We start from the raw sequence: 14,108 nt of genomic DNA, 5'->3' as shown, positions 1-14,108 counted from the left end.
ATCCCGCCTGGCGGACAATCCTGCCCAGAGCTCGTCGGGTGGGGTCTCCGAGGCGCCCCTTGACGCCGACAATCCAAAGGGCAATCTGTCACCCATGTTCCTGCAATTCTTCACTTCTCTGCGCGATGCGCAGGTCCCCGTGACGCTGCGCGAATACCTCACGCTGATGGAGGCGCTCGACGCCGACCTCGCGGACTACTCGGTCGAGAATTTCTACTATCTCTCGCGCACCTCCCTGGTGAAGGACGAGCGCAACCTCGACAAGTTCGACCGCGTCTTCGGCACCGTCTTCAAGGGGCTGGAAAGCCTGCTCGACGCCATGGAGGGGGCCGAGATCCCCGAGGAGTGGCTGAAGAAGCTCGCCGAGAAATACCTGACCGACGAAGAGAAGAAGCAGATCGAGGCCATGGGCTGGGACAAGCTCATGGAGACCCTGAAGAAGCGTCTCGAGGAGCAGAAGGGCCGTCATCAGGGCGGCTCGAAGTGGATCGGCACCGCCGGCACCTCGCCGTTCGGCGCTCATGGTTACAATCCCGAAGGCATTCGCATCGGCCAGGACAAGAACCGCAACAACCGCGCCGTCAAGGTGTGGGACAAGCGCGAGTTCAAGGATCTGGACGGCAATGTCGAGCTCGGCATCCGCAACATCAAGGTGGCATTGCGCCGCCTGCGCAAATTCGCGCGCACCGGCGCGCCGGATGAACTCGATCTCGACACCACCATCCGCGAGACCGCCAATCACGGCTATCTCGACGTGCACATGCGGCCCGAGCGCCGCAACGCGGTGAAGCTGCTAGTGTTCTTCGACATCGGCGGCTCGATGGACGCGCATATCGAGCAGGTCGAGGAGTTGTTCTCGGCGGCGAAGAGCGAGTTCAAGCACATGGAGTATTTCTACTTCCACAATTGCCTCTATGAAGGCGTGTGGAAGCAGAACAAGCGGCGCTTTACCGACCGCACCCCGACCTGGGACGTGCTGCACAAATACCCGCACGATTACAAGATCGTGTTCGTCGGCGACGCCTCGATGTCGCCCTACGAGATCATGGTGCCCGGCGGCTCGGTCGAGCACGTCAACGAGGAGCCCGGCTCGGTCTGGCTCGACCGCATCATCCGTACCTATCCGCATTCGGTGTGGCTGAACCCCGTGCAACAGAAGCACTGGGACTATTCGGAATCCACCACCATCATCAAACGCATTTTCGCCAACCGCATGTATCCGATCACGATCGAGGGACTTGAAGGTGCGATGAAGGAATTAACGCACTAGCTCGCGCTCCGCGCCGGGAATGACTACAAGAGGGAGAACCACGTGCCCCAGACCATCACCCGTGGCATCAAGGCGCTGATCGACGAGGCCAATGCCGAGATCGAGACGCTCACCGCCAAAGACGCCATCGAGATCTCCAAGAACGGCGACGTCGTCATCGTCGACATCCGCGATCCCCGCGAGATCGAGCGCGACGGCCGCATCCCCGGCGCGTTCGCCTGCACCCGCGGCATGCTCGAATTCTGGATCGATCCGCAGAGCCCTTATGCCAAGCCGGTGTTCCAGGAGGACAAGAAGTTCGTCTTCCATTGCGCCGGCGGCTTGCGCTCTGCGCTCGCCGCCAAGACTGCGCAGGACATGGGCCTCAAGCCCGTCGCCCACATCGCGGGCGGCTACGCCGCCTGGCGCGACGCCGGCGGGCCGACCCAACAGTGGGAGCCGAAGAAGAAGGGGTGAGGGTGCTGCGCTGCCGCTCCAATCTCCGGCGTCATTCCCCGCGAAAGCGGGGAATCCAGTACGCCGCGGCCTCTCGGCTCAATTACAATCGCCTCTGGAATACTGGATCGCCCGGTCCTAGTGCGCAATTGCGCACTGGCCGGGCGATGACAGCGGAGTTGGATGCGCACTGCTTCAACCTCGCTCACGTTGCGCTCGCGCGGAATAATAGAAAGATCTCGCATGCCCACCGATCCCCTCATCTCTACCGAATGGCTCGCCGCCCACATCAATGACGCCAACGTCAAGGTGCTCGACGCCAGCTTCAAGCTGCCGGGTGTGCTGCCATTGCCGAAGGACGATTATCTCGCCGCGCATCTGCCGGGCGCGGTGTTCTTCGACGTCGATGCGATCTCGGACCATTCCAACCCGCTGCCGCACATGTATCCGAGTGCCGAGCAGTTCGGCCGCGACGTCGGTCATCTCGGCATCTCCAATGCCGACACCGTCGTGATCTATGATGCCGGCGGCTGGGTCGCTGCTCCCCGCGCGTGGTGGATGTTCCTGGCTTTCGGGCACGGCAATGTGCGCATCCTCAATGGCGGCCTGAAGAAGTGGCGCGCCGAGGGGCGTCCGGTCGAGAGTGGCGAGGCGAAGCCGAAGCCTGCGACGTTCACGGCCAGCTACGATTCAAAACGCGTGCGCAGCATGCAGCAATTGATCGCCAACGTCGAAAGCCGTGCCGAGCAGGTGATCGACGCGCGCGCCGCCGACCGGTTCGAGGGCCGGGCGCCGGAGCCGCGCGCAGGCATCCGCTCCGGCCATATCCCGGGCGCGCGCAACGTGCCCTACAATCTCCTGTTCGACGCCGCGACCGGCACGATGAAGCCGCTTGATGATCTCCGCGCTGCCTTTACCAACGCCGGCGTCAGGCTCGATGCGCCGATCGTGACGAGCTGCGGCTCCGGGGTCTCCGCCGGCGTGCTGACATTGGCGCTCTATCGCCTCGGCATCACCGACACCGCGCTCTACGATGGCTCATGGTCGGAATGGGGCCAGGAAAAGGGACCGCCGATCGCAACCGGGCCGGCGTAACCCTACTGACGTGCGCGCGCGGTCGTCGTTGCGGCGAGCGTGGGTTGCGGTTGTCCGAACGGATCGAGTTGCTGAACCGGCGGCGGCGCGCGCCAGACAATGCGGCGGCGCTTCTTGACGCGATGCGCCCGCGGCTTGGTCGCCTTGCTCTCCGGCGACCTGCTGTCGGCCTTAGAGCCGGCCTTGGCCTTCGCCGGCGGACCCTCCCAGGCCGTGGTCGCCGGGTCGTTCAATGCGGCGAACTTCGCGCTCGCCATGTCGAACCTGGACGAAGCCGAGGCTCCGCTGGGGGCGGCAGGTGTTGGTTTGCTCGCGAGAGCGATCGAAACGGGCTTGGCCTCGGCGATGGATGCGCTGGCGTCGGCCGGAGTAAGCGTGTTGCTTGAGGCCTGCACCGCGGCGTCCGTCGTCGTCTCGGCCTTGGTCTTCGCATTGGCCGGTTCGGCCGGGACGTCAGCCGGAGGGGCAACGACCTGCGGCTGACCGTCGGTCTCAGTCGTCAGCGCGACCACTTGTTCGGGCTCGCTCATCGGCAGTGCGATGGTCGGGACTTGATCGCGCAGCGACGGCGTCGGATCGGTGGCCGCTTCCGGCTCGGCGCGGAGGACCGCGAGCACCGGCTGGGCCGGCTCGGGAGCTTGTGCAAACACCTGCTCCTGCGGGCCGTTCCGCCAGGAGGGGTTGCTGACATACTGCTCGTGGCTCGCCCGCAGCAGCGCGGCGGCGCCCAGGCCGAATACCAGGATGGAGGCTGACAGCAGGATCGCGGCAAACAGGAAGCGAAAGCCGGGAAGCATCGAGGGATTGCGAATTTCCGCCCCGGCGGTGAAGTGGCCAGGGCCCATGAGCCATCTGAACGCGGTGACGGTACTGCTTGCCGCGTTCGCCACGCGGGGATCGAAGCTCAAAGCGGAGGCGAATCAGGCTGATTCGAACATACCGCAACGATTCCGCGCCGTTCCGTAAAAAACGGAGCCGGCGACTCCGGCGATCTCGGGCGTGGGCTGATTTTCGCCCCGTGATGCAAGGAGGCAACGGTAGTCTTGCGGATCACAAATCGGCAAATCAGGCACAAATCCGCCTGTAATGTCTTGAATGTGCCGCTATCTTCCGTCATCTGGCCGTTAACGGTCCGGACGGGGCCCGGGGACTATACAAGAGCGATGATGATCAAACATTTTCTGACGATATGCGCTGCCGCAACAGTCGCTGCGGCGGGAACCTCGCTCGCACAGGCCCAGAGCTATCCGGTCCAGCAGGCGCCGAGCTATGGCGCGCCGCCGGCCGAATATCGGCCCGGCGACCGCGCGCCGAGTTTCGACGCGCTCGACGATGAAGATGATGCGATGCCGCAGGCAGCGCTGCCGCCGCCCGGTCCGGATCCGCGTTACGGCCGTCCGCCCGGCGCTCCCCCGGTGTATTCCGCCGCGCCGCCGCAGGGTCCGGTGATGTCGCCCGATGATCCGCGTTATGGCCGTCCCGCAGGTGCCCCCGTCTACTCGGCCGCGCCGCCGCAGGGTCCCGTGACGTCGCCCGACGACCCGCGCTACGGCCGCCCTGCCGGCCCGCCCGCGGTGATCTACGCCGATCGTCCGACTCAGGCGCCCGGCAGTGACGGCCTGCGTCCGCCCGAGGCGGTCGGTGGTCCCGCCGCGACCGGAACGGTCCAAGCCGGGCAGCCACCCGTTGGTGCCGACGGTCGGCCGATGGCGATCGCCTCGCTGCCGCCCGAGGAGCAGCCTGACGCTGCTCCGGCGCAGCTGCCGCAGAACCTGCGCCGTCAGGAGGTCTCGCTGGCGACCAAGGAGCCGGCCGGAACACTCATCGTCGATACCCCGAACACCTACCTCTATTACGTGCTGGGCAACGGCCGTGCGATCCGCTACGGCGTCCGCGTTGGCCGGGACGGCTTCACCTGGACCGGCGTGCAGAAGATCACCCGCAAGGCCGAGTGGCCGGATTGGCATCCGCCGACCGAGATGATCGAGCGCCAGCCCTATCTGCCGCGTTTCATGGCCGGCGGTCCCGGCAATCCGCTCGGCGCCCGCGCGATGTATCTCGGCTCGACCGTCTACCGCATTCACGGCACCAACCAGCCCTCGACCATCGGCAAGTTCGTGTCCTCCGGCTGCATCGGCATGCTGAACGAGGACGTCTCCGACCTGTTCGATCGCGTCAAGGTCGGCACCCGCGTGGTCGTGATGCCGGGTGGTCCGTCGCCGGGAACTGCGACCGCATCCGCCGCGCCCGTGCCCGTCGCTGCAGGCCCCGCGCCAATGGCCGCGCAGACCGGTCCGGTCGGAGGCACCCAGCCGACAGTGGTGCCGCCGTTGCCCGCACCCGTCACCGTGCGCTGAATCGGCCTCGCAAGAATTGATCTGATGACGGCGCGTGACCTTCGGTCACGCGCCGTCATCATTTGACGCATGCGTGCAGGTCGCACTTGCGCATACTTGAACGGCTCCGCAGCTCGACTACGTCCGGGAGGATTGCAACGAATTGAGGAGCACAGGATGCGCATCTTTGTTGCGGGCGCGACCGGCGCGGTCGGTCAGTATCTTGTTCCGGCGCTGGTCGCCGCGGGTCATTCGGTGATCGGCACGACACGGAGTGCGGCAAAAACAGACCTTGTACGGCGATTGGGTGCGGAGCCGGTCGTTGCCGACGGCCTCGATGCCGACAGCATGCGCGCTGCGGTGATTGCGGCAAAGCCCAACGCCGTCATCCACCAGATGACAGATCTCGCGGCCGCCACGGACCTCCGGCATTTCGATCGGGCTTTCAAGCGAACCAACGAGCTCCGCACCCGCGGAACCGACATTCTGCTCAACGCCGCGCGCGAGGCCGGCGCCAAGCGCTTCATCGCGCAAAGCTTCTGCGGCTGGACCTTCAGTCGCGCCGGCGGAACGGTGAAGATCGAGACCGATGAACTCGACTCGAATCCACCGCGAGAGCTACGACGCACGCTCGAGGCAATCCGCTATCTGGAGCGAATCATCACCGCTTCGACGAAGCCGGAGGGAATCGTGCTGCGCTATGGATTCTTCTATGGACCCGGCACCGGCACGCTCTCGCCGGCGATGATCGACCAGCTGCGCCACCGGCGTGTGCCGGTGATCGGTGACGGCGGCGGCACGTGGTCGTTCATTCACACCGAAGATGCAGCCTCTGCCACGCTCGCCGCGCTTGAACGCGGACGCACCGGCAGCATCTACAATATCGTCGACGATCATCCGGCGCCGGTGAAGGATTGGTTGCCCGCGCTGGCCGAACTCCTCCGTGCCAAGCCGCCGCGTCACATCCCCGCCTGGCTCGGGCGCCTGCTTGCGGGCGAGCATATGGTTGCGATGATGACGGAGGTGCGTGGAGCCTCCAACGGCAAGGCCAAGCGCGAGCTCGGTTGGCTGCCGGCGCATGCCTCCTGGCGCGACGGCTTTGCCGATGCGGCACGGCAGCCCACCAGCCAGCGCTCGGCGGCCTGAGGCATCACGCCAGCTTGCGCGGCAGCTCACTGCCCTTGGTGAAGGCGTCGATCGCCTCGACCATCTGGCCGTAATGGATGCGCAAGCCGTCCTCGGTGGCGTAGCCGAGGTGCGGCGTCAGCACGAGGTTGTCGAGCTTGCGGAAGGGATGGTCCGTCGGCAGCGGCTCGACCGAGAATACGTCGATGCCGGCGCCTGCAATCCTCTTCTGCTGCAACGCCTCGAGCAGTGCCTGCTCGTCCACGATCGGCCCGCGCGCGGTGTTGACGAGGAAGGCCGTCGGTTTCATCCGCGCGAGATCGGAAGCCCCGACCAGCCCGCGCGAGCGCTCGCTCAGCACCACATGGATGCTGACGATGTCGGCCTTGGCGAACAGCTCCTCCTTGGTGGCGTAGCCGACGCCGGCGTCCTTGCACTTCTCCGGGGTCAGGTTCGGGCTCCAGGCGATCACGTTCATGCCGAACGCCTTCGCGATATCAGCCATCTTGCTGCCGAGCTTGCCGAGCCCGACGACGCCGAGCGTCAATCCCTCGATCTCGACGCCGGCAAAGGCCTGCCAGGGCTCGCCCGCATGCATGCGCGCGTTCTCGCGGCCGATGCCGCGGGTCAGTTCCAGGATCAGGCCCATGGTGAGGGGCGCGGTCGGATCGCGCGAATATTGCGTGCCGCCGATCGTGACGCCCCGCGCCTTGGCGGCCTCCATGTCGATCGAGGCGTTGCGCATGCCTGACGTCAGCAGGAGCTTCAGCTTCGGCAGGCTTTCGAACAGGCTCTTGGGGAACGCGGTGCGCTCGCGCATCGCGCAGACGATCTCGAAATCGGCCAGCGCGCTCGCCGCGGCCTGCTCGGAGGCGAAGGGATGGCTGAACACGGTGACGTCGATGCGGTCGGACAGGCTTTGCCAATCGGCGACGTCGAGGGCGAGGTTGAAATAGTCGTCGAGAATTGCACAGCGCAGCCGCGTCATCAGCGTTCTTCCATGGCGAGAGGTGGAACCAGGCCATGGTTGCGCGCAATCAGGACCGTGCGCAAGCCGTTCGCGTCTTCAAAAATCCGACAGGTGATAAAGGCTCAGAGGTCGCGGGGCTTGAGCCGGAACGGCGCATTCATGCCGTGCTTGGCGCGCCAGGCCGGGCCGGGGCCGCGCATGTAATGCAGTTCGGGCCGGTAGGGGTTGAAAGCGGTGGCAAAGAAGCGCTTCCAGAAGCCCTTGATCTCCGAGGCAAATGCGGAGGCGCTGCCGGCTTCCGCCGGAACGGGAAGGGAGTTGGTCTCGATCATGGCCATGACGCTGTCTCGCTGTGCTCCCGTTCATTCTGAGCGGGTGGCGCTGTTTCCGCGCGAAACCGAGCTTTGGCCTGATTTATTAAAAGATGGTTTCAATTGTCCGGATCGGCGGTGGGATGGTGTCCGTTCCGTATTCATCCGTGGTGAACGGAGGGAAAACATTGCCCTTTGGGGGCGGGGTCGCTACATCGGCGGCAAGCAAATTTCCTCAAATCGAAGGTTTTCGGGACCGATGGCGCGCCAGTTCATCTATTTCATGCAGGGCCTGACCAAGAGCTACCCGACTCGGAAGGTGCTCGATAACATCCATCTGAGCTTCTACCCGGACGCCAAGATCGGCGTGCTCGGTGTCAACGGCTCGGGCAAGTCGACGCTGCTCAAAATCATGGCCGGCCTCGACAAGGAGTACAACGGCGAGGCCTGGGTCGCCCAGGGCGCCCGCGTCGGCTATCTCGAGCAGGAGCCGCATCTCGATCCGGCATTGAGCGTGCGCGAGAACGTCATGCTGGGCGTCGCCAAGCAGAAGGCCATCCTCGATCGCTACAACGAGCTGGCGATGAACTACTCCGAGGAGACCGCCGACGAGATGACCAAGCTGCAGGACGAGATCGAGGCCCAGGGCCTCTGGGATCTCGACAGCAAGGTCGACCAGGCCATGGACGCGCTGCGCTGTCCGCCCGACGATGCCGACGTGTCGAAACTCTCCGGCGGTGAGCGCCGCCGCGTCGCGCTCTGCAAGCTGCTGCTCGACCAACCCGAGCTTCTGCTGCTGGACGAACCGACCAACCATCTCGACGCGGAGTCGGTGTCGTGGCTGGAAGGCCATCTGCGCAACTATCCCGGCGCGATCCTGATCGTCACCCATGACCGCTACTTCCTCGACAACGTCACGAGCTGGATTCTCGAGCTCGATCGCGGCAAGGGCATTCCCTATGAGGGCAATTACTCGTCCTGGCTGCAGCAGAAGCAGAAGCGGCTCGAGCAGGAGGGCCGCGAGGACGCTGCGCATCAGAAGACGCTGGCCCGCGAGCAGGAATGGATCGCGTCCTCGCCGAAAGCCCGCCAGGCCAAGTCCAAGGCGCGCTATCAGCGCTATGACGAACTGCTGAAACAGGCGAGCGAAAAGCAGACACAGACCGCGCAAATCACGATTCCGGTGGCCGAGCGACTCGGTCAGAACGTGGTCGACTTCGAAGGGCTCAGCAAAGGTTTCGGCGATCGCATGCTGATCGACGATCTCACTTTCAAGCTGCCGCCCGGCGGTATCGTCGGCGTGATCGGCGCCAACGGCGCCGGCAAGACCACGCTGTTCAGGATGATCACCAAGCAGGAGGAGCCGGACAAGGGCACCATCACGATCGGCGAGAGCGTTCATCTCGGTTACGTCGACCAGTCGCGCGACGCGCTCGACGGCAGCAAGAACGTGTGGGAGGAGATCTCCGGCGGCAACGAGCTGATCCTGCTCGGCAAGAGAGAAGTCAATTCACGCGGCTATTGTTCGTCGTTCAATTTCAAGGGCGCCGACCAGCAGAAGAAAGTCGGCGCGCTCTCGGGCGGTGAACGCAACCGCGTGCACCTTGCGAAAATGCTGAAATCCGGCGCCAACGTTCTGCTGCTCGACGAGCCGACCAACGACCTCGACGTTGACACGCTGCGTGCGCTCGAAGAGGCGCTGGAGGATTTCGCCGGCTGCGCCGTCATCATCAGCCATGATCGCTGGTTCCTCGATCGCATCGCGACCCACATCCTGGCCTTCGAAGGCGACAGTCATGTCGAATGGTTCGAGGGCAACTTCCAGGACTACGAGAAGGACAAGATGCGCCGGCTCGGCCAGGACAGCATCATCCCGCACCGCGTGAAGTACAAGAAGCTGACGCGGTGATCTCAGCATGATGCGGCGGGTGCTGATAGCTGCGGTGATCGCTATCACCTGCGGCCTGTCGCCCGCCGGCGCTGCCGACGCCGCCTTCGCGCAGTTCATCGCCTCGCTGTGGCCGGAGGCGGAGGCCGCCGGCGTGTCGCGCGCGACGTTCGAGCGAGAGACGCGCGGGCTCGAGCCGGACTACAAGCTGCCGGATCTGATCCTGCCGGGGCGTCCTGCAACGGGGGCGCCGTCGCAGGCCGAGTTCGTGCAGGTGCCGGCTGACTATGTCAGGGAAGCCTCGATCGCGCGGCTTGCGGGCGAGGGGCAGCGGTTGCTGCAAAAATATCGTCAGGCGCTGACCGAGATCGAGAAAAACTCCGGCGTGCCTGCTACCGTGATGCTGGCGATCTGGGGCCGCGAGACCGACTATGGCCGCTATACGCTGCCTTACGATCTCGTCCGCGTGCTGGCGACGCAGGCCTATGTCGGCCGCCGCAAGGACAGCTATCGCAACGAGTTCATCCTCTCGCTGAAAATTCTCGGTGACGGCGTAGTGACACGCAAGGACATGCGCTCGTCCTGGGCCGGTGCGACTGGGCTCACGCAATTCCTGCCGTCCGAATATTACAAGCATGGCGTCGATTTCGACCGCGACGGCCGCATCGACATCTGGCACTCGGTGCCGGATGCGCTGGCCTCCGCCGCGCAGCAGCTCGTCAACAAGGGCTGGCAGAGCGGTGTACGCTGGGCCTACGAGGTGCAGGCACCGGCCAAAGTCGATTGCACCGCCGGCGTGCCCGAGGTGACGAAGCCGATCGGCCAATGGCTGCGCGAAGGCTTTGTACCGGTGCGTGGACAAAAGCTCACTGCCGCCGAGCAGGCACAGCCGGCCTCCCTGCTGCAGCCTGAAGGCATCTACGGCCCGTCCTTCCTGACCACGAAGAACTACTTCGTGATCAAGGAATACAATTTTTCCGACCTCTACGTGCTGTTCGTCGGACATCTCGCCGACCGCATGACGAGCCCGCAACCGTTCGCGACCCCATGGTCTGCCTCGAAGCAATTGCGGACCAAGGACGTCGAGGCGATGCAGCGGGGGCTCACGCGCGTCGGGCTCTACAAGGACAAGGTCGACGGCAAGGCCGGCATGCAGACGCGCGCTGCGCTCGGCGCCTACCAGAAGTCGGCAGGCCTCAAGGTCGATTGCTGGCCGAGCGAAGAGGTGCTGCGCTCGATCCAGGCGGCGCGATAGGTGCGCAGGGCTGATAACGCAGGGTTGGCAAAAGAAAAAGCCCGGCCGAGGTGCTCGGCCGGGCTTCGATCGCGGCGCTCATGAGCGCCATGCGATCAGATCAGTAGCAAACGCGAACCGGGCGGACGGTCCAGCCGTAGCCATCCCAGTAGCGCTGGCGCTGCCAGTAGCAGGGCGGGGGCGGCGGGCCGGGCTCGGCCACATAAACCGGTCCACCATAGGCGGGACGGCTCGATGCGATGGCGCCGCCGACGATCGCGCCGCCGATCAGGCCGGCTGCGATGCCGACGCCGACCCCGTCATGGGCCTGGGCGGACGGCGTGGCGGTCACCAGCGAACCGGCGATCGTCGCAACCGTGAGGGCGGCAACTAAAGTCTTCTTCATACTCTTGGCTCTCCTGAGAGATGGATGCTCCTTGTTAGGAGCGCCCGGGGTTCAAAGGTTCACGCAGACTCTGATGGAATTGGCCTTGCAGCTAGGAAGCGCGCAAATGGTCAATCCGCGGTAAACGCACACGGAGCTGTGACGAGAAAAAGCGGTCTTTTTCAGGCCCCTAAATGAACGGCGCATCTGGAATGAGCCAGTTGGGGCGACTTCAGCCACAGACTCTGGCGCGGCGGACGCGCCAGGCATAACCGTCCCAGAAGCGCTGCTTCTGCCAGACGCAGCCGTTGCCGTAATAGTCGTCCGCGACGTAGCCCGGGCCCGGCGCATAGTAGCGCGGCGGATAGTAGCCGGCGCCATATCCGGGACCATATGCGTAGCCCGGGCCAGGGCCTGGACCGTAATAATACGGAGAGGCCAGCGCCCCACCGACAATGGCGCCGCCGATGATTCCGGCTGCCACACCCGCGGCGACGCCGCGTTGCGCCTGGGCTGGTGTAATGGCGCTAAGGGCCACAGCGGCGACGGCAGCAATTGCCAGGAGCGACTTCTTCATTGGCTGACCTTTCGAGCAAACACGCGGGAACTCTTTGAGGGTAAAGTTCCATACTTCGTTTGAATGATCAATGAACGGCACCTTTGCCGGGGCGACCAATCGGTAAGGACCGCAGCCCAGCCAGGGGAGGGCGATGATGGGTAACGCGATGATAAATGCATTGATCGCTGCCGGGATCGTCTTCGCGATCGGCTACGGCTGGATTACCCATCTCCAGAACCGCGGCCAGCGCGGCTCCCGCGCCGGGGCCAGCGTCAATGGCGGCGGCGACACCGCCACCGGCACGAGCGACGGCTTCTCGTTTGGGAGTTGGTTTTCCAGCGATAGTTCCGGCTGCGCGACCGACGGCGGCAGCTGTTCCAGCAGCGATAGCGGCAGTAGTGGCGGAGATTGCGGGGGCGGCGGCGATGGTGGAGGCGGTGGGGGCGACTAGGTCCGCCGCAATCTTGATCCAGTGCAAGGCCCTATTTTAGAGCCGTTCTAGGCTGTTTCCGGGCTAGTTTGGAATAGCTTCAAATTCCGCTTTTTCCTTTTGCATCCGGCCGGCCCCTTAAATATCGATGATGGCGCATCACCAAAGGGCCTGCCGCTTCCATGATCGTTTGTTCCTGTAACGTGCTGAGCGATGACGACATCCGCGCCGCCGTCGCCGAGTCCGACGACGCTGTGCGCCATGCCAAGCAGGTCTATGGGTGTCTCGGCTGTAGCGCCGAATGCGGCCGCTGCGCTCGGACGATCAAGACCATTATCGACGAAGCGCTTGGCACCTGTGCCACGTCCTGCTGCTCCGGCTGCCCGCACAACCACACTGTGGCGGCGAACGACGAGACGGCCCAGCCGGCCGAGTTCGCCCTCGCGGCCTGCTGAAATCCTCCGCAACCCTGGCTGAGCTTTTCCCCGGCTGCGTCCCCGTAGCCGGTTGCTCCAGTCTTCAAACTCATTTAGAAGCGTTCTAAATTCGGTTTACGGCCGATTTGGACTGCAAGAGCTGGAGTGAACCATGCAGGGCGACGCAAAAGTTATCGACTATCTCAACAAGGCACTGCGTCACGAGCTGACTGCGATCAACCAGTATTGGCTGCACTACCGCTTCCTCGACAATTGGGGCCTGCGGGACATGTCCAAGGTCTGGCGCAAGGAGTCCATCGAGGAGATGGAGCACGCTGATAAGCTCACCGAGCGAATCCTGTTCTTCGACGGCTTCCCGAACATGCAGGTGCTCGATCCCTTGCGCATCGGCCAGAACGTCAAGGAGATCATCGAGTGCGATCTCGCCGCCGAGATGAGCGCGCGGGCGCTCTATCAGGAAGCGGCGACCTACTGCCACAGCGTCAAGGACTACGTGACGCGTGATCTGTTCGAGAAGCTGATGAGCGACGAGGAGCACCACATCGACTTCCTCGAGACCCAGCTCGACCTGATCGGCCGCATCGGCCTCGAACTCTACACCCAGAAGCACGTTGGCGGGCTCGAGGGGGACGGGCATTAGTTCGGCGCGTTAGCGATGGCACAACTCCGTATCGGCCTGATGCGCGATTGCGCACCAGGCCGGGACGACAGCCTGGACGCCAGCTACAACTGCGTCTTGTAGAGCTCTTCCACGATCTCCTGACTCTGCGGCTCACCAAGGCCGGTCTGCTCGTGGACCACCTCGACGATGCTCGGCATCACCGAGCGCGGCACCTTCTCGGACGACCAAAGCTTCGAGCGCATCAGTGCCTTGCCGCAGTGGAAATAGACTTCGCTGACGGCGACGTTCAGCACCGCGCGCGGCGACTTGCCAAACTCCACCATCGAGGCGAGCAGGTCCGGATCGGCGGACAGCGAGCCGCGGCCGCCGACGCGCAGCGTCTCGTCGATGCCGGGGACGAAGAACAACAGATGCACGAAGCCCGAGCCCTCGACGACATTTCGAAAACTGTCGATCCGGTTGTTGCCGGAGCGATCAGGCATCAGCAGCTGGTTGGGGCCGGCGACGTGGACGAAGCCAACGCCGCCGCCGCGTGGTGAGGCATCGACGCTGCCGTCCGCTCCCGATGTCGCGAGCACGCAGAACGGCGACATCTCGATGAATTTCTTCGCATGCGTGTCGATTGCGGGGCGCGCTTTCGCGATCACGCGCGGGCTCGGCTGGGCATAGATGGTGGCGAGGTCTTCGGCGCAAAGATCAGTCACGAAGGTCTCCCTGGTGGAATGCCCCGAGAATATCATCTCTCGGCCCGATCGCTATCCCCCTTTGTCACGCCGCCGCGTCCAGTCGATCACGCCAGCGCAGTTCAGAGCCCACCAGATCAGGACTGGCTGCAGCGCCAGCCGCGGCCCGTGATAGAGCCAGCTGTTGGGGATGGGTGGAAGGTCGATGCCCTCCAGGACCTGCTTGATGCTTGCCGCCCACACGCAAGGCGGATAGAGCGCGAGCTCGCGTTCTGTCGTTCACAGGAGCTATCGGCCGAGCTAGCACGCGCCGCGTCGAGGCGCTATC

16 protein-coding genes and 1 pseudogene are annotated in these 14,108 nt (G+C 64.4%); 10 read left to right on the top strand and 7 right to left on the bottom strand.

The window, feature by feature from the left end:
* The first annotated feature begins 94 nt into the window (after positions 1-94).
* The 3 genes from IVB19_RS29615 to sseA all read left to right on the top strand — a co-directional run bounded on the left by IVB19_RS29615 (position 95) and on the right by sseA (position 2,800).
* Positions 95-1,270: a vWA domain-containing protein gene (locus IVB19_RS29615; protein WP_018454121.1), complete on the top strand. Its 1,176-nt coding sequence runs from the start codon at positions 95-97 to the stop codon at positions 1,268-1,270.
* Positions 1,271-1,312: 42 nt separating this feature from the next.
* Positions 1,313-1,726: a rhodanese-like domain-containing protein gene (locus tag IVB19_RS29610; protein WP_018454122.1), complete on the top strand. Its 414-nt coding sequence runs from the start codon at positions 1,313-1,315 to the stop codon at positions 1,724-1,726.
* A 222-nt stretch (positions 1,727-1,948) separates the two neighbouring features.
* Positions 1,949-2,800: a 3-mercaptopyruvate sulfurtransferase gene (sseA, locus tag IVB19_RS29605; RefSeq protein WP_018454123.1), complete on the top strand. Its 852-nt coding sequence runs from the start codon at positions 1,949-1,951 to the stop codon at positions 2,798-2,800.
* A 2-nt stretch (positions 2,801-2,802) separates the two neighbouring features.
* Here sseA and IVB19_RS29600 read toward each other — a convergent pair whose 3' ends face one another.
* A complete protein-coding gene (locus IVB19_RS29600; protein WP_018454124.1) occupies positions 2,803-3,645 on the bottom strand; it encodes a hypothetical protein in 843 nt (280 codons plus the stop codon).
* Between the two features lie 321 nt (positions 3,646-3,966).
* Here IVB19_RS29600 and IVB19_RS29595 point away from each other — a divergent pair, with 321 nt between their 5' ends.
* Together IVB19_RS29595 and IVB19_RS29590 are read left to right on the top strand one after the other, a co-directional pair.
* The gene (locus IVB19_RS29595) at positions 3,967-5,157 is read left to right on the top strand and encodes a L,D-transpeptidase family protein (RefSeq protein ID WP_018454126.1); all 1,191 of its coding nucleotides are present in this window, start codon (positions 3,967-3,969) and stop codon (positions 5,155-5,157) included.
* Positions 5,158-5,313: 156 nt separating this feature from the next.
* Positions 5,314-6,282 (top strand): NAD-dependent epimerase/dehydratase family protein, encoded by a 969-nt coding sequence (locus IVB19_RS29590; RefSeq protein ID WP_018454127.1) that lies wholly within the window; start codon positions 5,314-5,316, stop codon positions 6,280-6,282.
* Positions 6,283-6,286: 4 nt separating this feature from the next.
* On the opposite strand, the gene IVB19_RS29585 is transcribed toward IVB19_RS29590, so the two are convergent.
* Positions 6,287-7,249, bottom strand: a complete 963-nt coding sequence (locus IVB19_RS29585) for a D-2-hydroxyacid dehydrogenase family protein (RefSeq protein ID WP_247337742.1) — start codon at positions 7,247-7,249, stop codon at positions 6,287-6,289.
* Positions 7,250-7,353: 104 nt separating this feature from the next.
* Entirely contained in the window at positions 7,354-7,569 is a 216-nt protein-coding gene (locus IVB19_RS29580; RefSeq protein WP_018454129.1) for a hypothetical protein, read from the bottom strand.
* 232 nt (positions 7,570-7,801) lie between these two features.
* Between IVB19_RS29580 and ettA the strand changes: the two genes are divergently transcribed.
* Together ettA and IVB19_RS29570 are read left to right on the top strand one after the other, a co-directional pair.
* Positions 7,802-9,451: an energy-dependent translational throttle protein EttA gene (gene ettA / locus IVB19_RS29575; RefSeq protein ID WP_018454130.1), complete on the top strand. Its 1,650-nt coding sequence runs from the start codon at positions 7,802-7,804 to the stop codon at positions 9,449-9,451.
* A 7-nt stretch (positions 9,452-9,458) separates the two neighbouring features.
* Positions 9,459-10,685 carry a lytic murein transglycosylase gene (locus tag IVB19_RS29570; protein ID WP_018454131.1) on the top strand — a complete coding sequence of 409 codons (1,227 nt, stop codon included), beginning with the start codon at positions 9,459-9,461 and terminating at the stop codon, positions 10,683-10,685.
* Positions 10,686-10,785: 100 nt separating this feature from the next.
* On the opposite strand, the gene IVB19_RS29565 is transcribed toward IVB19_RS29570, so the two are convergent.
* Positions 10,786-11,070, bottom strand: coding sequence for a hypothetical protein (locus tag IVB19_RS29565; RefSeq protein WP_007613695.1), 285 nt, complete (start codon positions 11,068-11,070; stop codon positions 10,786-10,788).
* A gap of 211 nt (positions 11,071-11,281) precedes the next feature.
* Positions 11,282-11,626 (bottom strand): hypothetical protein, encoded by a 345-nt coding sequence (locus IVB19_RS29560; protein WP_018454132.1) that lies wholly within the window; start codon positions 11,624-11,626, stop codon positions 11,282-11,284.
* Between the two features lie 133 nt (positions 11,627-11,759).
* On the opposite strand from IVB19_RS29560, the gene IVB19_RS29555 reads away from it, so the two are divergent.
* The 3 genes from IVB19_RS29555 to bfr all read left to right on the top strand — a co-directional run bounded on the left by IVB19_RS29555 (position 11,760) and on the right by bfr (position 13,115).
* Positions 11,760-12,059, top strand: coding sequence for a hypothetical protein (locus IVB19_RS29555; protein WP_018454133.1), 300 nt, complete (start codon positions 11,760-11,762; stop codon positions 12,057-12,059).
* Positions 12,060-12,220: 161 nt separating this feature from the next.
* Positions 12,221-12,493 carry a (2Fe-2S)-binding protein gene (locus IVB19_RS29550; RefSeq protein WP_026232673.1) on the top strand — a complete coding sequence of 91 codons (273 nt, stop codon included), beginning with the start codon at positions 12,221-12,223 and terminating at the stop codon, positions 12,491-12,493.
* Positions 12,494-12,626: 133 nt separating this feature from the next.
* Positions 12,627-13,115, top strand: a complete 489-nt coding sequence (gene bfr / locus IVB19_RS29545) for a bacterioferritin (protein ID WP_018454135.1) — start codon at positions 12,627-12,629, stop codon at positions 13,113-13,115.
* A gap of 83 nt (positions 13,116-13,198) precedes the next feature.
* On the opposite strand, the gene IVB19_RS29540 is transcribed toward bfr, so the two are convergent.
* Positions 13,199-13,801 (bottom strand): MSMEG_1061 family FMN-dependent PPOX-type flavoprotein, encoded by a 603-nt coding sequence (locus IVB19_RS29540; protein WP_026232674.1) that lies wholly within the window; start codon positions 13,799-13,801, stop codon positions 13,199-13,201.
* 51 nt (positions 13,802-13,852) lie between these two features.
* Positions 13,853-14,044: pseudogene (locus IVB19_RS29535) on the bottom strand (hypothetical protein); the annotation flags it as partial.
* Positions 14,045-14,108 lie beyond the last annotated feature (64 nt).

The sequence above is a fragment of the Bradyrhizobium sp. 187 genome, assembly GCF_023101005.1.
GTDB classification, from domain to species: Bacteria; Pseudomonadota; Alphaproteobacteria; order Rhizobiales; family Xanthobacteraceae; genus Bradyrhizobium; species Bradyrhizobium canariense_D.
This window is presented reverse-complemented; position numbering and strand designations above follow the sequence as displayed.